We start from the raw sequence: 19,746 nt of genomic DNA, 5'->3' as shown, positions 1-19,746 counted from the left end.
AAAACATGAAGATCCTGATTGTGGATGACTTTTCCACAATGCGACGGATAATAAAAAATCTGTTGCGCGACCTTGGCTTCAATAATACGCAAGAAGCTGATGATGGCGTTACAGCCCTTCCTATATTAGAAGCTGGTGGCATCGACTTTCTGATAACCGACTGGAACATGCCTGGTATGCAAGGGATTGATTTGCTGAAAGCCGTGCGTGCTGACGAAAACTTGGCATCCTTACCGGTATTGATGGTGACCGCTGAAACCAAACGTGAACAAATTATCGAAGCTGCCCAAGCGGGAGTGAACGGTTACATTGTTAAGCCATTCACAGCTGCTACACTCAAGGAAAAAATCGAAAAGATTTTTGAACGACTCAACGCTTAAGGGACATCATTATGGCTTCGGACAACAAAGAGTTACAGCTTGAAGCTGCCCGTGCACTTGTCACCGCATTGGAAACCAATGATGACCAGGCAGCTACCCAGCAACTTACCGCTCTTACCCAATCACACGAAAACGAATTATTTCAGGAAGTTGGCAAGCTTACCCGTGAACTGCATGAAGCACTGAATAATTTCAATATCGATTCACGGCTGGTCGATATGGCGCAAAACGATATGCCAAACACGCGTGACCGTCTTAACTATGTCATCACCACAACAGAAGACGCTGCACATAAAACACTGGGTTATATCGATAATACCTTACCTTTAGCTCAAGAACTCCGGGAAACTGCCGAAAAGATAGATGAGAGTTGGCAACGTTTCCGTAACAAAGAAATGTCGGCTGATGAGTTCCGGATTCTGGTTAAAGAAATCGAAGCTTATCTTCCTACCGTCAAGCAACATGCAGATCAAGTGTATATGAATCTGTCGGAAATGACGCTGGCTCAGGGATTCCAGGACATAACCGGACAAGTAATCCGTCAGGTTATCGACTTGGTAGAAGAAGTGGAAAGTAATCTGGTACAACTGGTCAAAGTGGCTGGGAAACACCAGAAACCGGAAGCAAAACAAGAAAAAATTGACCCTATTAAAGCCGAAGGCCCACAGATAAACGCACAGGACAATCCAAACGTGGTGAATAACCAGGATGATGTGGATGACTTGTTATCTAGCCTCGGATTCTGAGGATATAATGCATGACGCTGGATACAGATGACGAAATCCTGCAGGACTTTCTGGTCGAAGCGGAAGAGATTTTAGAAGGTCTCAACGAGCAGTTGGTCGAGTTGGAAAATCAGCCACAAGATGCTGATCTTCTAAACTCCATCTTTCGGGGATTTCATACCATAAAAGGTGGCGCCGGCTTTTTGAGTCTGGATGCTATGGTGGCCTTGTGTCACAAGGGCGAAGACGTTTTCAACTTGCTCAGACAGGGTGAAAGAGTCGTTGACGCAGACATGATGGATACCTTTTTAAAGGTTCTTGATAGCCTTAACAGCATGTTTTCAGAACTCAAATCAGGCGAATACCCCACTGCGGCTGATCCCGCCATTTTAAGTCAATTAGCCACTTATCTTGATACGAGTACAGTGGTTTACACACCGCCCGAACCAGAACCAGTTGCATCAGCTGAACCTGAAACGCCCGCAGGCGATGGAGATGAAATCACTGATGATGAGTTTGAAGCGTTGTTGGATCAATTACATGGTAATTCCGCGCCTAGCGGACCAGCGGCTGCGGCTGAGAACAAAACACCGCCGCAACAAGCTAGCGCATCAACTGCTGATAGTGACGATATTACAGAAGAAGAATTTGAGGCTTTGCTGGATGAATTGCAGGGTAAGGGTAAGAAAGCATCCTCTCCTCCTGTTGAGACAAAACCGGCTTCTGAAACTGTTACTAAACAAGCCGATGAGCCAAAACAAAAACCTGCTCCCGAATCTAAACCTGATGAACCGGCTATAACAAAAACAGAAGCTGCTGCTCCCAAAGCACCACCAGCTAAACAGGCTGCCGAAACCAGCGTTCGGGTTGATACCAGTCGGCTCGATGAAATCATGAATATGGTCGGCGAGCTGGTGTTAGTCAGAAATCGAATCAGTACCTTAGAGACGGCATTCGAAGATGAGGAAATGGCTAAAGCAGTCAATAATCTGACTGTGGTAACGGGAGATTTACAAAGTGCGGTGATGAAAACCCGCATGCAACCCATCAAAAAGGTCTTTGGCCGATTTCCCCGCGTTGTTCGTGATCTGGCTCGGAATCTTAAAAAAGACATTAACCTTGAGCTACGTGGTGAAGAAACCGATCTGGATAAAAATCTAGTTGAGGCGCTGGCCGATCCGTTGGTGCATCTGGTAAGAAATGCTGTCGATCACGGGGTTGAGATGCCTGATGTGCGTGAGGCAGCCGGTAAGCCTCGACAAGGTCATATTATTCTCGGTGCCGCACAGGAGGGAGACCATATTCTCCTGACGATCACCGATGATGGTGCTGGAATGAATCCTGAAGTGCTGAGACGTAAAGCCGTCGAAAAAGGCATGATGGATGAGGATGGTGCGGCAAGACTAACTGAATCTGAATGTTTTGCGTTGATCTTCGCACCCGGCTTTTCAATGAAGCAGGAAATTTCAGATATCTCCGGTCGTGGCGTAGGGATGGATGTGGTTAAGACCAGTATATCCAAACTCAATGGCGTCATTGATATCACGTCAGAACTCGGGGTCGGCACAACCCTGTCAATTAAGGTGCCACTGACACTGGCTATCATGCCTACCTTGATGGTGATGCTTGGTGACCAAATCTTCGCATTTCCTCTGGTCAGTGTGAATGAAATATTTCATCTGGATCTGCATAAAACTAATGTCGTCGATGGGCAACAAACCATCATGGTCCGCAACAGAGCCCTACCTTTATTTTATTTACGCAAGTGGCTATCTAAAAATTTCAACGAAGCTGAAAAGCCCGAAATTGAACATGTTGTTGTGGTTAACGTCGGTACACAACGTGTAGGTTTTGTTGTGGATCAGCTTCTGGGTCAGGAAGAAGTTGTGATCAAACCGCTTGGTGCCTTACTGCATGGCACGAAAGGCCTGGCTGGCGCTACAATCACTGGTGATGGACGTATCGCTTTGATACTGGACTTTCCTGAGTTGATGAAAGCTTATGCAAATCGTGGCTACTAGGATAAATCGTGACGGTAAAAGTCCTGATAGTTGATGATTCAAGCTTCTTTCGAAAACGTCTGACTGAGATTTTTGCAGCTGATCCGCGATTAGAGGTCGTCGCAACTGCAACGAATGGCGAGGAAGCCCTGCAAAAAATTCAGAGTCACAGACCTGATGTTGTCACCATGGATCTGGAAATGCCGGTCATGGATGGCATTACTGCAGTACGTAAGATTAAATCGATTCGTAAGACGCCGGTTTTAATGCTCTCAACGTGGACCACAGAAGGAGCAAAAACTACGCTGGACGCCTTAGAAGCTGGCGCAACAGATTTTCTACCAAAACGGTTTGAGGACCTTTCCAGCGATAGAAATGAAGCACAAAAAAAGCTTTGTCAACGTGTTTACCAATTAGCCAGTGGCTATCATGCAAGCCTACAGAAGCCATTGCAGCAAGAAGTCAGCAAACCGGCGGCAATACAAAAACGTAACGCGCCGAACACCACGCCTCAATTGGTCGTCATAGGCACTTCAACCGGCGGCCCAGTAGCCTTGCAAAAAGTGCTCACTATGTTACCAGCATCCATTCCTTTCCCCGTTTTACTCGTGCAACACATGCCTGCCAGCTTTACCCCGTCGTTTGCTGAAAGGCTTAATAGCCAGTGTCAGATCCAAGTGAAGCAAGCTCTAAACGGTGAATCATTACAAAAAGGCACAGCCTATTTGGCACCGGGTGGACAGCAAATGCTACTCAAAGGTCGACCAAAGCGTTTGTATCTTAGTATCGAAGCAGGTGACACAGAGCAGACGTATAAACCTTGTGTTGATCTGACATTCAATTCAGTCGCTGCTATATGTGGCGATGAAACCCTTGCGATCATTCTGACAGGCATGGGAAGTGATGGTCGTAATGGTTGCCAGGCCATAAAAAACAAGGGTGGTATGATATGGGCTCAAGATCAGGCAAGTAGTACCATTTACGGTATGCCGATGGCAGTCGCTAAAGCCGGATTGACGGATAAAATTCTTAACCTGACCGATATTGGCCAACAACTCGGGGAATTGCATTAAGCATGGATATTCTGAGCATTATCGGTCTGATTGTTGGTTTTGGTGCCATTATTCTGGGCCAACAACTTGAGGGTGGTCACCTTGATACCATCCTTAACTCTGTCGCGATGCTCATTGTAATGGGGGGTACTCTGGGTGCGGTCATGTTGCAAACACCGATGAATACTTTCCTCCGTGCGATGCGGATGTCGGTATGGATTTTCACCCCTCCGACACAATCCGCCAGCTTGGTATTGGAAAAAATACTGGAGTGGAATCAGATTGCCCGACGCGAAGGCCTGGTTCGACTGGAATCTGTCGCAATGGATGAGACTGATTTATTCACCCAGAAGGGTTTACAGCTTATTGCTGATGGTGCCGAACCGGAACTTATCCGTGAGGTCATGGAAAACGATCTTGATATTCAGGAAACTGACGATATTCAGGCCGCCAAGGTATTCGAAGCCATGGGAGGCTATTCACCCACGATCGGTATTATTGGTGCGGTGATGGGCTTGATTCATGTAATGGGGAATCTGGCTGATCCATCTTCTCTGGGTTCAGGTATCGCCGTTGCCTTTGTCGCTACTATTTATGGTGTTGCATTGGCTAACCTGTTGTTTCTTCCCATTGGTAACAAACTTAAATCAGTGGTGGCGCAACGCAGTCGCATACAAATGATGATGATCGAGGGCTTGATTGGTGTCGCCGATGGCGATAACCCACGCAATATTGAAAGTCGTCTTCAGGCTTACCTGGGCTGATTGAGCTATGGCACGCCGTAAAAAGCACGAAGAACATGAAAATCATGAGCGTTGGCTGGTTTCATATGCTGACTTCATTACCTTATTGTTTGCCTTTTTTGTGGTGATGTACTCGATTTCATCTGTTAATGAAGGCAAGTACCGGGTTTTATCCGACACACTTGAGGCTGTCTTCACTGATCCCGCTCGAAGTAAAAACCCTATTCAAATAGGAACAATCAGCCGTGGAGAGGGCAAACTCAGCGCGGAACCAGGCATTACTGAACTGAGTGATTACAAAATTGAATTGCCCGAGGTTCCCAATCGTCCACCGCCTGCGACAGAAGATGATATCCGGACCATCAATGATTTAGTCCAGCAGCTCAGCAGTACATTAGCCGATATGATGGAATCAGAAGATGTGATCATCAAACAGGGCGAAGACTGGCTGGAGCTGGAAATTAAATCACGCGTGTTGTTCCAAAGTGGTGAAGCCAGATTAGAACGCGCTGCCGTTCCCGTCATAGGTAAGATAGCCGATATTCTACAAACCTCAGCCAACCCTATTCAGGTTGAAGGTTTTACTGATAACAACCCAATCAATACTCGAAGATTTCCATCTAACTGGGAATTATCAGCTGCGCGAGCGGCCAGTGTCGTTAACTTGCTGGATCGTTTTGGTATCAGACCCAATCGTATGTCTGCGATAGGTTATGGTGAATATAAGCCTATTGCTGACAATGCAACCGAAGAGGGTCGCCAAAAAAATCGGCGTGTTGTACTGGTGGTGCTAGGCAGTGACAAGAGCCGACGTGATCTGGATGTTTTTGACACAGATGCTGGGACAATAATTAATCCCATTCCGTCAGATAGCCCGGAGTCAGCTTCAGAAACGACAATTGATTTACCTGTACCAGCAGCCGATGTTGAGGTGCAACCATGACCGTGTGGGCTGTATGCAATCAGAAAGGTGGTGTCGCTAAAACCACCACTGTAATCTCTTTAGCCAGCATATTGGCACAACGGGGTGAATCGACCCTTATTCTTGATTTGGATCCGCATGGTTCACTGACAACTTACCTTGGTTATGATCCTGATTCGATTGAAACCAGTATTTATACCCTATTCCAAAAGCTGGATAACACCCCCAAAGGGGCTATATTTCAGAGTTTGAAAAAAACAAAACATGACAATTTATTCCTGCTGCCCGCTTCAACCGCAATGGCCACATTAGACCGTCAGTTAGGTGCGCAACAGGGCAAAGGTCTGGTTATTCGCAAAACGCTGAGTTTCTTTAAAGACCGTTTCCAACATGTGATTATTGATTGCCCGCCAATGTTGGGCGTACTAATGATTAATGCTCTGGCGGCTTGCGATAAATTGCTTATTCCAGTTCAGACTGAATTTCTGTCATTAAAAGGTCTGGAACACATGCTGCACACCGTTTCAATGATCAACCATTCACGGCGCAATGAATTGCCTTTTCTGATTATTCCAACCATGCATGATAATCACGCAAAAGCAGCCACAGATTGTCTGCAGCAGCTTCATCAACAATACGGACAGCAAGTCTGGGATCAGTTCATACCTATTGATCCTCTGTTTCGAGATGCCAGCAAGATGGGCGTGCCCTTGCCGGAGATGAATAAAGAATCTGTCGGTAGTCTGGCATACCAAAATTTGCTTAATGATTTAATTCAGCCGAACGCTAAACTTTCCCATGGCTAAAAAACAGATCCACGAACAGTCACAGGCTTTGTCAGCGTACTTTGATGACATGCTGACAGCCCCCGCTAAACCGGAAAAAAAATCAGCTCGAATAGCTGAACCACCAGCCGGTCCATCCGTAGCAGACCTGCCTGACAGCGAACAAGCTGAGTCCATTAAACGAACTGTTGATGAACGACCAGCAGCCATTCAACGTCCTGAGAGTCTTCGCGTTCTCTTATGTGAAATCGACGATATGCCTTTCGCCTTACCCGTGTCGATGCTTAATAATATTATTCCCTGGCCCGAGCATGGATTGGATTCAACTAGCAGCCAGACTGCGTGGCAACTCGGACTCTATCAACAGAAGCAGCATCAAAGTCAAATTCTTGATATCCGATCGTTGCTTCAATCTGAAAATAGCACGGCCCCTGTTGAAGCGAATTACATTTTATTGGTTGACGATCGTCGCTATGGGATCGCCTGCCAGCATATTAAACACGTCGTCAGCTACCCATCACAGGCTATCAGCTGGCGTGATGACCTATCTGAACACCCCTGGCTGATAGGTGAAGTCGGTGATGAGAAGTATCAGATTCTTGATATATATGCCCTTTTAGCTGTATTTGAGCAAAGATAAGTGGCATGAAGTCTGCATTAATTTGTATAGCCCAATGTCAGAAAAATGACAGTACTGAAAAAGGTAATACGGCATGAGCCAAGATGAGAATAAAGCTGAAGACCCGGTTTTACAGTGGGTAACCTTTCAGCTCGAAGATGAATTTTACGGCATCAATGTGATGCAGGTGCAGGAAGTTTTACGCTTGAGTGAAATTGCACCTGTGCCTGGAGCGCCTTCCTATGTCTTGGGTATTATTAATCTGCGCGGTAGCGTCGTTACCGTCATTGATACGCGAGCGCGCTTTGGTTTAATGAGCAATGAGGCAGATGAAAGTTCCCGCATTATTATTGTCGAAGTTTCAGGCCATGTGATTGGTATGCTAGTAGATAGCGTCGCTGAAGTTGTATACCTGCGTCAGTCGGAGATCGATATTGCACCGAACATAAGCGATGAAAGTTCCCGCTTCATTCAGGGTGTCTGTAACAGAGAAAAATATTTGCTCATTCTGGTTGATGTAAACAAATTGCTGAATAATGAGGAAATTTCGGATATTGCCGAGCTTTAGGTTCCCCCATGGCTGATGAAATAAAACCCACTCAGCCAAGTTCGCCGAGTCCTCTGGTGTCTCCCTCACCGGAGGACAAGTGGCGAGAAAATAAAAATCCTCATCAGAATAAGCGTGATGAGGATAAAAAAGACAAGCCAAAGCCCAAAGATGAGGGCAAAGGCGGACAAATAGATGAGTATGTTTAACTGCGCAAAACGCGTAAGGAGCTGAATCATGACAATCTATGTTGTGATAACTGTAATGAGTGCCGTATTTTTGGTCATTGGTCTTGCCACAATGCGTTTACTTAAGCTTTATCAGATGCAAAGTGAGCGTATCCGCATGCTGCAAAATCAACTCGCAGCCTTGTGCGAGGGCGCATCAGGTACAGACGACCGGATATTAAAATTTGAACAGACACTGAATAAAATCCGTGATCATCAGCATTCCCTTGATCTTAGAGCTAATAGCCAGCCCGGATATGATCATGCTATCCGCCTTGCTCGTAAGGGTGCAGGAATAGAACAGCTGATTGATAATTGTAATTTAAGTGATGAAGAAGCTCATTTGATTAACCGACTTCATGGCCCTGCCGGCAATCAGGCGGAGATACACTAATCGCTATTCGGAATATGGTTTTGCGGTTTGCCAACCAGAAAGCCTTGTACAAAGTCGACACCGAAGTCCCGCAATAAAGCCAATGTGCTCTCACGCTCTACAAACTCTGCGACAGTCTTTTTACCAAGGCTATGGGCAATATCAATCATCGATTTAACCAACAATTGATCTACCGGGTCATTATCCAGATTCGTAATGAAGCCGCCATCGATTTTTAAGATATCGACGGGAAAATGCTTTAAATAACTATAGGAATTAAAGCCTGCACCGAAGTCATCGAGGGCAAAGCGACAGCCCAGAGAGCGAAGGTTTGTCACCATGCGTTTAGTTTGTTCAAAGTTGGAAATGGCCGATGTCTCTGTAATTTCAAACACGATCCGTTCTGGATCAACCTGTGTTTCTTTTAATTTATCCTGCACCAAACGGTAAAAGTTCTCATCGAGGAAAACATTACCTGAGAGATTGATTGCAAACGAAATACTCTTCGGCATACTGGAGATTAGATCAAACGCTTTCCCCACCACCCAGAAATCGATCTGATGAATTAATCCCATGGCTTCAGCAACCGGGATAAATTCTTTCGGGTAATAAAGCACTCCACCCTCACCCCGCATTCGAATCAGACATTCATAATGCGTTATTTTCTCAGTATCTAGAGCAAAAATAGGTTGAAACTCTAACAGGAAATGTTCTTCTTTCAATGCAGCCCGTATTCGCGGAGCCCACTCAACACTGTGTCTGAGTGTATGCATTTCCCGGTCTTCCGGGCTGTAGATATGCACACGATTACGACCCCGTTTTTTAGCGGTATAACACGCTTGGTTGGCATGTGAAAGCACATCACCTACCGTAGTAGCATCTTGCTTCTGAATAATTTTGATGCCGATACTGGAAGAAAGATGGTAGTGGTGTCCATGATGTTCAAAGCTATAACCATCAAACAAATTACGTAAGCCTTCAGCCTGTTCTGTTGCGGTTTTCTTATCAGTGTTGTCGACTAGAACGGCAAACTCATCTGAGCCAATTCTGACTAGCGTATCGTTTACCCGAAAATAACGTCTGAGCGAGTTGGCCACCTGAACTAATAGCTTATCACCGGCTTCATGCCCTTCAGCATCATTCAGGACTTTGAAGCTATCGAGATCAATATAAAAAAGTGCACTCGTACTCATGAAATTGCGTACTTGTGTCAGACTCAAATCCAAAGCCTGTTCCAGGCGGCGACGGTTAGCCAGTCCAGTTAAATCATCATGACTAACTGAAAATTGTAACCGTGCTTCCATCACTTTCAAGTTAGCGAGTTCATCTTCTAAATCCAACTGCTGACGATGTGTCGTGTCCCGTTCTTTTTTGACAGCCAGCGCGGTCATAATCGCTGGAGGTAAAGACTCCGCCGTCAACGGATGATACAACATAGAAGTGACGCCATGACCCAGGTCGGTCAATACCTGCGCATGATCCCACTGAGATTCCTGACACAATGATATGATAGGAATCAGGCGCCATTCATCAAATTGATCCATAATCAAGCGCAAGTCTTGCAAATTCAAATCAGGTAATTCTTTGTCCAGAATCAGCAGATCGATATCACAGAGGTCATTGGCGATGCCCTGCCGTAGCAGTTGCATTACCCCCTCAAGACTTGTCGCTGTTTGTATGTGGCGGAAGCCACTGACCTCAAGCAGGGTTTCGGTGAAGGCTGTTTCGGCAGGGTCGGTACCGCCGATGATAATTTTAGCGTCAAGGAGATCAGTGACTGCTTCGACAGATGCCGGGTCGCTGATTGTTTGGTTTGGCATGGTTGAATACGCCAAACTATCCCTGATTTCAGTACTCATCTGAATAAGATTCGCTATCTCACGTTAGTAAACAACTAAACATGAACTGACACTATCGGTTTTATATATAAAAATCAACACTTAATAGCATTTTTATAATGCTATTTATAAACTGTTGTAATTATGCCACGCCCTGTATAATTCAAATTGACATGACACGTAGGTAGGCTTATTCAGGATTTTCTCCTTTCTTTACAGGCACTTTGCCTGAAACCAGATAGGCATAAGCAATGACCTCCGCGATAACCCGATAAAGCATCGGAGGTATTTCTTCACCGAGGTTAAGGTCACTTAATAATTCTGCCAGTAGCGCATCCTCTTTGAGAGGGATATTGTGCTCATGAGCGATTCGCAGTATTTCTTCAGCGATAGCCCCCTCACCGGAAGCGGTCACGGTTGGTGCATTTTCACCATCATATTGCAACGCAATAGCCCGTAAAATATCGTCTTTCTCATTCATACTGAAATATCCAGTAGCCGATCACCCTGCCTTGGCTGAATGTCTGCCGTCAGTGGTTTGATAACAGCCTGCCGACAACTCAGATGACTGATAGAAACATCGAGCTTCTGTAGACGCGTATTAAGATCATCAATATGCTGGCTCAGTACATCCACACTCGCCTGACGCTCTGCCAGAATGACTACTTTTACGTCCTGCTTATGCAAGCTGATACGAGCCTGCATCGGCCCAAGATTCTGGGTTTCAAGATTAAGCTGTACCTGCCAGATAGCATCTTCGCCGCGACTTAAATCTGGCGAATGTTGTTCGAGTCTGAGTTGCAGCATTTCCAGTTGCTGTTTGTCTTTAACCGGAAGATCAAATAACCAGACATTCACATTATTGGGTAAATCAGCATCTCTGACCATTGATAGCTGATTAAATTGAATACGGGCACTCGCTGACTCGACCTCTCGCAATAAATCACGGAGCATCTGCCACTCAACCGAACGTACGGCATTATGTGCCTGTGCTGCCTGACTGTCCCGGGCATTAATAAATGCCTGAACACCACTCAGATTCTGGCCTTGATGCGTTGATGTCAAAGAAGACGGTAATAAGGGATTTTCACCATTAACGACAGCGCCACGCAAACCGGATAACAGACCTAACAATAACTGCATAGGCGTCTGCCCTTTGCTGGCAAGCGCGGGCGGCACCTGAGCGGGAAGCGGCCTTAAGTCCTGTGGTGTCGTAACCAACTGTCGGAGCGCCGTTTGCACTTCATTCGGTAGTTGTTTCATCAATCCGGGATTATCCACCACACGATTAAGAAAAGGTTGCTGGACTTGCTGTTTTAACACCTGAGCCAGTTGCAGTAGATTCGCTTTAAAATCCTGACCGAATTGTGTTGCACCTTGATTGGTTTTGAGAAAACTTTCCAGAAATACACCGCTTTTATTGATGGTTTGTTTCAGTGCTTCCGGTTGTTGTAATGCATTTTTTTCTGTCAGCCCTTGGAATAAACGGTTAATTTCCTGCCTGACCGGCGCCGGTAGGGTTAAATCAGTCACGGATTGATTCAATGTGGGTAAGGTTCCAGCCTGTCGTTCAATCTGCGGCAGTAAAATACGTTGATAGTTTTGAATCGTTTCTGCTCTGGTGGGGCTGTTCGTGCTTAGTTTTATTGCCAATGGCTGCGTCTGCAACACTTCCAATGCCAGTTTATCCCCGATTTTGAAAGTTTGTTTGAGTGCACTGACATCCACTTCAATCTGCCTTGGTAAAGCCTGTGAGAGCACTTGTGCAGTATTAGCATTGATGTTGCGGGCAGGATTGCTGGCATTCAGCAAACTCGGTGTTACCAATAACCGATTCTGTGCCAGCAGTTTAATGACTTCAATGGCCACCTGCTGCCCCGCTTTCAAACTCACCTGTGCTGCATCAGGTCTCGATGGGTTGGTCAACGTTTCAGCCGGCACAATTTTTAAAACTGCTCGACCAGCTTCAATGCTTCGTTGCAACTCTATCTTTTGCCCCGGAACCAAGGGCTGCTGGGTTGTTACCTGAATTGTGGTATCAGCCACCTGCAGTTTCACAGCATTGGCAGTGAGCCTGGCTACTACGGTTGCCTGTACACGTTCACCCTCTGCCAGACTGGCGAGCAATCGCGCAGGCACATCACGGACAACCTCGGCAGAGTTCTGCTGTGAGGAATTTATCTGCATGGAGACACCAATAATCGCAACATGGTGCTAGTATAGCAATGAGATGATGGCTCAGAGCAATGGGAATGAAACCAAAACACGGACAATGGTATATCAGAGAGGATGGAGACGTTTCGGGCCCTTTTAATGGTTCCGTCATAACGAATCATCTCATCGTTGGTCGTCTCTCTATGCAGGATGAAGTGTCCGCGGATAAACAACACTGGGTACCTTTAGAAGAGCAAACTGAACTGCATCCGTTTCTCTCCGATGAGGAAAAGGCTAAGCGTCATATGGATGAACGCACGGGCTTGGATCGTCGTCAGCAGCAAACTAAACCGCCACCTGAAGCGAAACAGCGTCGAGGGGAACGTCGTGAAGATGAACCCGATATTGAACTTGAGCGGCGCGAACTACGAAGAACACTGATGCAGAAATACAGTGAACGGCATGAACACATGTTCTGGCCATTGTTGCTCACCTTTTCTATATTGATGGGTATGACATTACTGGCTGTGTTCTACCCAACTGCTATCCCTGTGCCTTTACCGAATTGTGCAGCGCCAGCGGCACCAGAAGTGAATTGGAACAATTGCCTTAAACCAAACAGCCAACTCAATGGCGTTGATCTGACCTCCGCTCAACTACGTAACAGCGATCTGACCGGGGTCCAGTTGATGAATGCCACACTCACTGGAGCTGATATTGCCTATACCGATTTACGCTTTGCCAATTTGAGTTACAGCGATCTGCAAAAAGCTATTTTGCTAGGAGCCAATCTGACACAAACCGATTTCAGTAATGCTGATTTAAGCCAGGCAGATTTGTCCTATGCTGACTTGAGCAATGCCAATCTGGCTAACGCCAAATTGGAGGGTGTGCGTTTTGATCATGCGATATGGATCAATGGGCAAATCTGCGCGCCCGACTCCATTGGCGAATGCCGGCCTTTAGCTGAGTAAGTCACTCATTTGTTTGTCTTGTGTTGTGGATAAAGTCAGTTGCGCGACAATACTGCCCATTAATGCCAGAAACATATCCCACTGACTGTCCCAGTCATCACCTTGCGTGCCCAGAAAAGCTTCGGCAGCCTGGGCGTTAATCAGTGCAGCCCACCACTCAATGAATTCATAGCAGGCGCTGATTGCCAGACTGACTGAACAGACCAGAAAAAACAGCCATTTACCACGCTGTAAAAGCGTGGTGCGAAGCAACAATTCGCGTGCTATCAGGGCCGGAACAATACCCTGTACAAAATGCCCCATCCGATCATAATGATTACGGGCCAGATCGAGGCTGTCCTGAATCCAGTTAAACAATGGGTTTTCCGCATAAGTGTAATGTCCGCCTACAATCAGAATAATCGCGAAAATAACGATCATCCTTATGGTGACTAACGTAAGCGGAAAATTTTTATGGGTAAAAAGTAAAAGAGGAATGGCTACCATCACGGGCACCGTTTCCATGAACCAGGTAAGCCGATCAGCAACCGGGTCAAGCGATGAGTAAATCAGGCTGCCCAGCACGACCAGCAGCCAGATCAATTTTTCCTGAGTTTGCGTCATATGCTACCGGCTCCCTGCCTCTGCAGTGGTGACTTACCGTTGAGGCTAGTTCAGTGTAAGGTTCTCGGCGCAGCCAGCGTAAATGCTGGAATGGCTACATCAAACTTATTACCACTGTCACCCACCATGATGTAATGACCCTGCATCATTCCAACAGGTGTATCCAGCATGGCAGCACTGGTGTAGGTGAATTCCTGCTCAGGCGCAAGATAGGGGTGCAGACCAACGACACCATCACCCTCAACTTCCTGCTCATGGCCATCACCACCTGTGATTTTCCAGTAGCGTGATAGCAAGCGAGCCGATTCCTGACTCTGATTTTTTATCGTAATCGTGTAGGCAAAAAGATAACGGGCTTTTTCGGGATCAGACTCCTGATCCAAATAAGCCGTTTCTACATCAACCGAGATATTGTTATTAATTTCTGTCATAGCTTAATTATACATGGCTTTAGTTGCCAATAAGCGAGCACCTTTTAGTCCCACCTGTTCATCCAGAATAATATATACAGGGATATTGGCCATCAGATCCTGCATACGCCCCTTATCTTTAAACGTTTTCAGAAATTTTCCATCACCAAACTTCGCAAGATTTTTAGTTACAATTCCACCCGCCAGATAAATACCAGCATATGGCAAGCAAGCAAGTGCGAGATTGCCAGCTTGTGCACCATAGATACGGACAAACATATCCAGTGCCTTATTTGCCAGTGGATCATGGTGGCTAGCAGCATATTCACTGATCGCGGCTGCGGCATCTCCCTGAACCATCGCAACACGCAAATCTGCATTTTCTGGTAATTGCTGATAGTCACGTAGAAAGTTGTAGATATTGACCAGACCACTACCACAAACCAGGCGATCATAGGAAACATGTTGGTGTCGTTGTTTCATATGTTCTAGCAATAGCTGTTGCTTGCGATCCAGTGGGGCAAAATCAACATGACCACCTTCTGTCGGTAAAACACGCCACTCATCAGCGATAGGTACCAATATTGCCTGCCCCAAGCCAGTCCCTGAACCTATTACTGCACGAGGTGCATCCGCCCTGTTGTTACCCGTCTGAAGGGTAATAAGATCGTTATCTGACAGACAACTGATACCATAGCCCACTGCTTCAAAGTCATTACACAAACGAACGTTAGCAATCTGAAACTTTTCCTGCAGTTCACTAGCATCCAAACGCCATGGCAACTTCGTCACCCGGCCAGTGTCACCATTGACCGGTCCTGCAACTGCAATGCAGGCAGAGCTTATAGCGTGATGATGTGCCGCTGTTTCGTGCAAAAACTGTTTCAGGCAATCATCAAAACTATCAAATCGCTGACTGTCCAATCGCAGTTGCAACAACGTATCACCCTGCTCGTTAAACAATTGGAACAGTGTTTTGGTACCACCGATATCGACCGCCAGCATAATTGGCATAATTACTGTCCTGCAGCAGCTTGATCCATGAACCAGTAATAATCGTTTTCCGGCGCAAGCCGCTGAACAGGCAACCCGGTAACCGCTTCAGTGCTGATATCCTCAACGATAGCCGCTTTAGCCTCACCTGAAATAAACACGATGACCTGTCTTGCCGCATTAATAACTGGATAGGTCATCGTCACACGCCATGAATCGAATTTCTCTACGTAAAGATGAGTAGTGAGGGTATCCGTCACATCGAGCGCCGGAGTCTCAGGAAATAATGAGGCAATATGACCATCCGGACCCAACCCCAATAACAACAAGTCAAACGGTGCGTCAGACATAACCTGCTTCATCGTATCGGCATAACGTGAGGCAACATCTGCAGGTTCATTATTCTCGGTTGGCATACGATGTACATTTTCAGCCGGTATCGGTACTAAATCGATCATCGCCTGACGAGCCATTTTGAAGTTACTGTCATCATGCGTAGGAGGTACACAGCGCTCATCACCAAAAAACAGGTGAACACGTGCCCAGTCAATTTGTTCAAGGTAAGGAGAGGTTGTCAGTTTCTGATACAACCCCTTAGGCGTTGAACCACCAGCCAATGCCACATAAAAAACGCCTCTCTTAGCAATCGCAGCACGCGCTGTAACAACAAAATGTTCGGCAGCGGCGGTAATCAAACTGGCTGAATCAGGCAGGATTTTTTGTTCTGCTTTCATGAAATTCCTCAATCGTAATAAACAAATTTTGTTTTATATCAGCGATAAAAATGACTGTTTGGTGTCAAATACGTATATTTTTTATCTGATATTCAGATGTGTGCATGATATATGAAAACTTACCTCAATTGAGATAGTCTTAAAAGCAAAACCGCCATTAGACAAGGAAAGACCAATGAAAAACGCGCTGATATTTCTAGCCCTGCTATGTGTAACCATAAGCTCTCATGCAGATGACCATGCCTCGCAATATGGCATGATCAATCTTGATGCCAGTGCCACAGCTGATGTGGTCAACGATGAATTGATTACGCGCCTTCAGGTCATTGAAGACGGACATGATCCAGCCAAACTCACGAATCTGGTTAATAAAAAAACAGCCTTAGTTCTGGATGCGGTTAAAAACTTCAAAGACATCAAAGCCGAAACCTCCAGCTACAACACACGACCTCTTTATGATGATGGCGAAATCAGCTCCTGGAAAGTGACACAGCAGTTGACGCTTGAAACCAGTAACTTTGAACAAATGAGCAAATTCATTGCCGATATCAGTTCGCTTGCCAATATTCAGACTATGCAATTTCAGGTCTCGGCTGCCAAAGCAGAAACAGTCAAACAAGACTTACTCAAACAAGCTATTGCTAATTTCAAACAAAAAGCGACGTTGATTACTACCGAATTCAATCGAAGTGATTATGAATTGGTCTCACTCTCTATCGACGGCAATAACTTCACACCCATGCCGGTAATGGAGCGCTCAGCGATGATGTCTTCTGACTCAATGCGTAAAGGGACACCGGCAGCGTTGTCAGGTGGCAGCAATGAAGTATCGGTTCAGGTTCGGGGTACGATTCAGCTCAATCCACAGTGAACTCTGTTCTGCCCTACCTTTCTCAGCAGATAGGCCATCAAAGGCGCCTGCAGAATGAAAATGAACAACACAACGCCAGATGCCATCGATTGAAAAGAAACAATGAGAATCAGCAGCCCACACCACCCTTGTTAAACAGGCTGCTGTGGGAAATGAGATTATTTCAGGAATAAATTGTAGGCCGGATTATCGGTTTCTTCCCAATAGGTGTAGCCCAAGGTATCAAGGAATGTCTGGAAGTCCTGTTGATATTCCTCGGCGACTTGTATGCCTACCAAAACACGACCGTAAGCTGCGCCATGGTTACGGTAATGGAATAAGCTGATATTCCAGCGCTTACCGATGCGGGTTAAAAAACGTAACAATGCACCAGGCCGCTCGGGAAATTCAAAACGAATCAACCGCTCATTAGTGACTTGCGGTGCATGGCCACCGACCATGTAACGCACATGCAGTTTTGCCATTTCATTGTCAGTAAAATCTACCCAGTCATATCCGGCTTTATCGAGCAGATCAATCAGTGCTTGGCACTCTTCATCTTTACCGTTACTTCTGACGCCGACAAATACCTGAGCCTGCTGATCATCGGCATAACGATAATTAAACTCGGTGATGCCCCGATCACCCAGCGTTTTACAGAACTTCTGGAAACTTCCCGGTTCTTCGTCAATTTTGGTGGCAAACAAGATTTCGCGACGCTCACCAATTTCAGCGCGCTCAGCAACATGGCGCAGCCGATCAAAATTGATGTTGGCGCCACTATCAATAACAACCATATGCTGATCCTGCATCGGGTTATTAGCCAGATACTTTTTCACTCCTGCGACGGCTAACGCACCGGATGGTTCAGCAATGGAGCGAGTATCTTCAAAAATATCCATGATCGCGGCACACAAGGCATCGCTGTCAACGGTGATGACTTCATCCACTGTTTCACGACAAATTCTGAACGGTTCTTCACCCACTTGTCTGACCGATGTACCGTCAGCAAACAAGCCAACCTGATCCAGTTTGACCCTTTCATCCGCATCCAAGGCGGCTTTGAGGCTGGCCGCATCACTGGGTTCAACAGCAATGATTTTAATTTCTGGCCAGAAGGCTTTGATATAAGCGGCTACCCCCGCGATAAGCCCACCACCACCGACTGGAACAAAAATCGCGTGAAGTGTATCGGGATGTTGACGGATAATTTCCATCGCAATGGTGCCCTGCCCGGCAATAACCTCAGGGTCATCGTAGGGGTGAATGTAGGTGCGGCCATCTTTGTTAGCGATTTCACTTGCATAGGCCCCAGCATCATCGTAGCTATTACCGTGCAGCTTGATTTCAGCACCGTAAGCTCGGACTGCTTCCACCTTGATCGGTGGCGTTGTCTTGGGCATTACGATAAGCGCCGAGATACCCATTTTTTGAGCGGATAGCGCCACCCCTTGCGCATGATTACCAGCCGATGCGCAGACCACACCCCGTTTACGTTCAGCCTCGCTGAGCTGACTCATGCGATTATAGGCACCGCGTAATTTAAATGAAAAAACCGGCTGTAGATCTTCTCGCTTGATAAGAATAGTGTTGTGTAACCGTTTGCTCAGGCGAGGCATAACGTCCAACGGCGTTTCATTGGCTACATCATAAACTCGCGCCTTGAGAATTTTTTCTACGTATCCAGTTAGCATTGCCGCCCAAATCAGTTAGTTATATTTATCAAAGCGCTTACGTTACCATTGACGGCCATTTATCTCTATAATTGCTAGGATTATTTTTTACGCTATTGCGAACAAAGGAAGCTGCAAATGAATGCTGATGAAATGAAAAAACAAGCTGCATGGGCTGCGCTTGAGTACATCAAAGGTGACGGCATTGTCGGAGTTGGGACCGGCTCAACGGTCAATCACTTTATCGATGCCCTGGCAACCATTAAAGGGCGAATTGAAGGTGCTGTATCGAGCTCAGAGGCTTCAACTAAAAAAATGCAGGATCTGGGCATTCAAGTATTTGATTTGAACGAATGCAATGAGATTGAAGTGTATGTGGATGGTGCGGATGAAGCGAATCCATTTCTGGAGCTAGTCAAAGGTGGCGGCGGCGCATTAACACGTGAGAAAATTATTGCTGCTGCCAGTCAACAATTTGTTTGCATTGTTGATTCAACCAAACAGGTCGATATTCTGGGTAAATTCCCCTTACCTGTTGAAGTCATTCCGATGGCGCGCAGTTACGTCGCTCGTGAAATCGTCAAGCTAGGTGGTCAACCCGTATACCGTGATGGCGTGGTTACCGATAATGGCAACGTTATCCTGGATGTTCACAATATGGACATCATGGAACCCATCAAGATGGAAAAAACATTGAACGATATCGTGGGTGTGGTGACAAATGGTCTGTTTGCAATGCGTCCTGCCGATGTATTGCTGGTAGGCTCGGAAAACGGAACCGAAACCGTCTACGCCAAGTCGTAAATAAACCCACTGCTGACCCTGCCTCGCAGGGTCAGTTTTCTTACTCTTTTTGATTGGCGCTACTATGTTCAGACCGCTCAGTCTTTATATCGGCACACGATACACCCGAGCTAAACGCCGAAATCACTTCATATCCTTTATTTCTCTGACCTCCATGCTGGGCGTGGCACTTGGTGTTGCGGCGTTGATCACTGTCTTATCGGTGATGAATGGCTTCGAGAAAGAACTGAAGGAGCGTATTCTCGGTATGACCTCACATGCCTTCATTACAGGGCAGGATGGCACATTACGAGATTGGCAGGGTTTGCAGACGAAACTGCAGGATGACCCGGATTTGGTA

The 19,746-nt window shown here is 46.2% G+C and carries 23 protein-coding genes; 15 read left to right on the top strand and 8 right to left on the bottom strand.

The genetic code is table 11. The features are described from left to right. Positions 1-5: 5 nt before the first annotated feature. The 11 genes from cheY to ACTF5U_RS02100 all read left to right on the top strand — a co-directional run bounded on the left by cheY (position 6) and on the right by ACTF5U_RS02100 (position 8,394). A complete protein-coding gene (cheY, locus tag ACTF5U_RS02150; protein WP_438969990.1) occupies positions 6-380 on the top strand; it encodes a chemotaxis response regulator CheY in 375 nt (124 codons plus the stop codon). Positions 381-391: 11 nt separating this feature from the next. Then, positions 392-1,126: a protein phosphatase CheZ gene (locus ACTF5U_RS02145; protein ID WP_438969989.1), complete on the top strand. Its 735-nt coding sequence runs from the start codon at positions 392-394 to the stop codon at positions 1,124-1,126. Positions 1,127-1,137: 11 nt separating this feature from the next. Next, on the top strand, positions 1,138-3,126 hold the full coding sequence (locus ACTF5U_RS02140; protein ID WP_438969988.1) for a chemotaxis protein CheA: 1,989 nt from the start codon (positions 1,138-1,140) through the stop codon (positions 3,124-3,126). A gap of 8 nt (positions 3,127-3,134) precedes the next feature. Beyond that, positions 3,135-4,178, top strand: coding sequence for a protein-glutamate methylesterase/protein-glutamine glutaminase (locus ACTF5U_RS02135; RefSeq protein ID WP_438969987.1), 1,044 nt, complete (start codon positions 3,135-3,137; stop codon positions 4,176-4,178). Positions 4,179-4,180: 2 nt separating this feature from the next. Further along, the gene (locus tag ACTF5U_RS02130) at positions 4,181-4,921 is read left to right on the top strand and encodes a flagellar motor protein (RefSeq protein WP_438969986.1); all 741 of its coding nucleotides are present in this window, start codon (positions 4,181-4,183) and stop codon (positions 4,919-4,921) included. Between the two features lie 7 nt (positions 4,922-4,928). Beyond that, on the top strand, positions 4,929-5,843 hold the full coding sequence (gene motD, locus ACTF5U_RS02125) for a flagellar motor protein MotD (protein WP_438969985.1): 915 nt from the start codon (positions 4,929-4,931) through the stop codon (positions 5,841-5,843). After that, complete coding sequence (locus ACTF5U_RS02120; protein WP_438969984.1) at positions 5,840-6,628, top strand: ParA family protein; 789 nt, start codon at positions 5,840-5,842, stop codon at positions 6,626-6,628. The genes motD and ACTF5U_RS02120 overlap by 4 nt, the downstream gene beginning before the upstream one ends. Beyond that, entirely contained in the window at positions 6,621-7,247 is a 627-nt protein-coding gene (locus ACTF5U_RS02115; RefSeq protein ID WP_438969983.1) for a chemotaxis protein CheW, read from the top strand. The genes ACTF5U_RS02120 and ACTF5U_RS02115 overlap by 8 nt, the downstream gene beginning before the upstream one ends. 73 nt (positions 7,248-7,320) lie before the next feature. Beyond that, positions 7,321-7,794: a chemotaxis protein CheW gene (locus ACTF5U_RS02110; protein WP_438969982.1), complete on the top strand. Its 474-nt coding sequence runs from the start codon at positions 7,321-7,323 to the stop codon at positions 7,792-7,794. Between the two features lie 8 nt (positions 7,795-7,802). Beyond that, the gene (locus tag ACTF5U_RS02105) at positions 7,803-7,982 is read left to right on the top strand and encodes a hypothetical protein (protein WP_438969981.1); all 180 of its coding nucleotides are present in this window, start codon (positions 7,803-7,805) and stop codon (positions 7,980-7,982) included. 28 nt (positions 7,983-8,010) lie between these two features. Then, positions 8,011-8,394, top strand: coding sequence for a DUF2802 domain-containing protein (locus tag ACTF5U_RS02100; RefSeq protein ID WP_438969980.1), 384 nt, complete (start codon positions 8,011-8,013; stop codon positions 8,392-8,394). On the opposite strand, the gene ACTF5U_RS02095 is transcribed toward ACTF5U_RS02100, so the two are convergent. The 3 genes from ACTF5U_RS02095 to fliK form a co-directional block, all read right to left on the bottom strand. Continuing rightward, a complete protein-coding gene (locus ACTF5U_RS02095; protein WP_438969979.1) occupies positions 8,391-10,232 on the bottom strand; it encodes a putative bifunctional diguanylate cyclase/phosphodiesterase in 1,842 nt (613 codons plus the stop codon). The genes ACTF5U_RS02100 and ACTF5U_RS02095 overlap by 4 nt on opposite strands. A 169-nt stretch (positions 10,233-10,401) precedes the next feature. Next, positions 10,402-10,692 carry an EscU/YscU/HrcU family type III secretion system export apparatus switch protein gene (locus ACTF5U_RS02090; protein ID WP_438969978.1) on the bottom strand — a complete coding sequence of 97 codons (291 nt, stop codon included), beginning with the start codon at positions 10,690-10,692 and terminating at the stop codon, positions 10,402-10,404. Next, on the bottom strand, positions 10,689-12,398 hold the full coding sequence (fliK, locus tag ACTF5U_RS02085) for a flagellar hook-length control protein FliK (protein ID WP_438969977.1): 1,710 nt from the start codon (positions 12,396-12,398) through the stop codon (positions 10,689-10,691). The genes ACTF5U_RS02090 and fliK overlap by 4 nt, the downstream gene beginning before the upstream one ends. A gap of 65 nt (positions 12,399-12,463) precedes the next feature. Between fliK and ACTF5U_RS02080 the strand changes: the two genes are divergently transcribed. Then, on the top strand, positions 12,464-13,339 hold the full coding sequence (locus ACTF5U_RS02080; protein WP_438969976.1) for a pentapeptide repeat-containing protein: 876 nt from the start codon (positions 12,464-12,466) through the stop codon (positions 13,337-13,339). On the opposite strand, the gene ACTF5U_RS02075 is transcribed toward ACTF5U_RS02080, so the two are convergent. Genes ACTF5U_RS02075 through pgl form a run of 4 tightly spaced genes read right to left on the bottom strand, consistent with a single transcriptional unit; the run spans position 13,328 to position 16,079 of the window. Further along, a complete protein-coding gene (locus ACTF5U_RS02075) occupies positions 13,328-13,942 on the bottom strand; it encodes a DUF2238 domain-containing protein (RefSeq protein ID WP_438969975.1) in 615 nt (204 codons plus the stop codon). The genes ACTF5U_RS02080 and ACTF5U_RS02075 overlap by 12 nt on opposite strands. Positions 13,943-13,992: 50 nt before the next feature. Beyond that, entirely contained in the window at positions 13,993-14,373 is a 381-nt protein-coding gene (gene apaG / locus ACTF5U_RS02070; RefSeq protein ID WP_438969974.1) for a Co2+/Mg2+ efflux protein ApaG, read from the bottom strand. A gap of 3 nt (positions 14,374-14,376) precedes the next feature. Next, complete coding sequence (locus ACTF5U_RS02065) at positions 14,377-15,366, bottom strand: glucokinase (RefSeq protein ID WP_438969973.1); 990 nt, start codon at positions 15,364-15,366, stop codon at positions 14,377-14,379. Positions 15,367-15,368: 2 nt separating this feature from the next. Further along, positions 15,369-16,079: a 6-phosphogluconolactonase gene (gene pgl / locus ACTF5U_RS02060; RefSeq protein WP_438969972.1), complete on the bottom strand. Its 711-nt coding sequence runs from the start codon at positions 16,077-16,079 to the stop codon at positions 15,369-15,371. A 175-nt stretch (positions 16,080-16,254) separates the two neighbouring features. Here pgl and ACTF5U_RS02055 point away from each other — a divergent pair, with 175 nt between their 5' ends. Further along, the gene (locus tag ACTF5U_RS02055; RefSeq protein WP_438969971.1) at positions 16,255-16,950 is read left to right on the top strand and encodes an SIMPL domain-containing protein; all 696 of its coding nucleotides are present in this window, start codon (positions 16,255-16,257) and stop codon (positions 16,948-16,950) included. Positions 16,951-17,108: 158 nt separating this feature from the next. On the opposite strand, the gene ilvA is transcribed toward ACTF5U_RS02055, so the two are convergent. Next, a complete protein-coding gene (gene ilvA / locus ACTF5U_RS02050; RefSeq protein ID WP_438969970.1) occupies positions 17,109-18,623 on the bottom strand; it encodes a threonine ammonia-lyase, biosynthetic in 1,515 nt (504 codons plus the stop codon). Positions 18,624-18,740: 117 nt separating this feature from the next. Here ilvA and rpiA point away from each other — a divergent pair, with 117 nt between their 5' ends. Together rpiA and ACTF5U_RS02040 are read left to right on the top strand one after the other, a co-directional pair. Next, a complete protein-coding gene (gene rpiA, locus ACTF5U_RS02045; protein WP_438969969.1) occupies positions 18,741-19,406 on the top strand; it encodes a ribose-5-phosphate isomerase RpiA in 666 nt (221 codons plus the stop codon). 64 nt (positions 19,407-19,470) lie between these two features. Further along, positions 19,471-19,746 (top strand): ABC transporter permease (locus tag ACTF5U_RS02040; RefSeq protein WP_438969968.1); only part of this gene is annotated, 276 nt, incomplete at its 3' end.

This window comes from Methylophaga sp., from assembly GCF_965655755.1.
In the GTDB taxonomy this organism is placed as follows: Bacteria; Pseudomonadota; Gammaproteobacteria; order Nitrosococcales; family Methylophagaceae; genus Methylophaga.
Note: the sequence above shows the minus strand (reverse complement) of the source record. Positions and strands in the feature narration are given on the sequence as shown.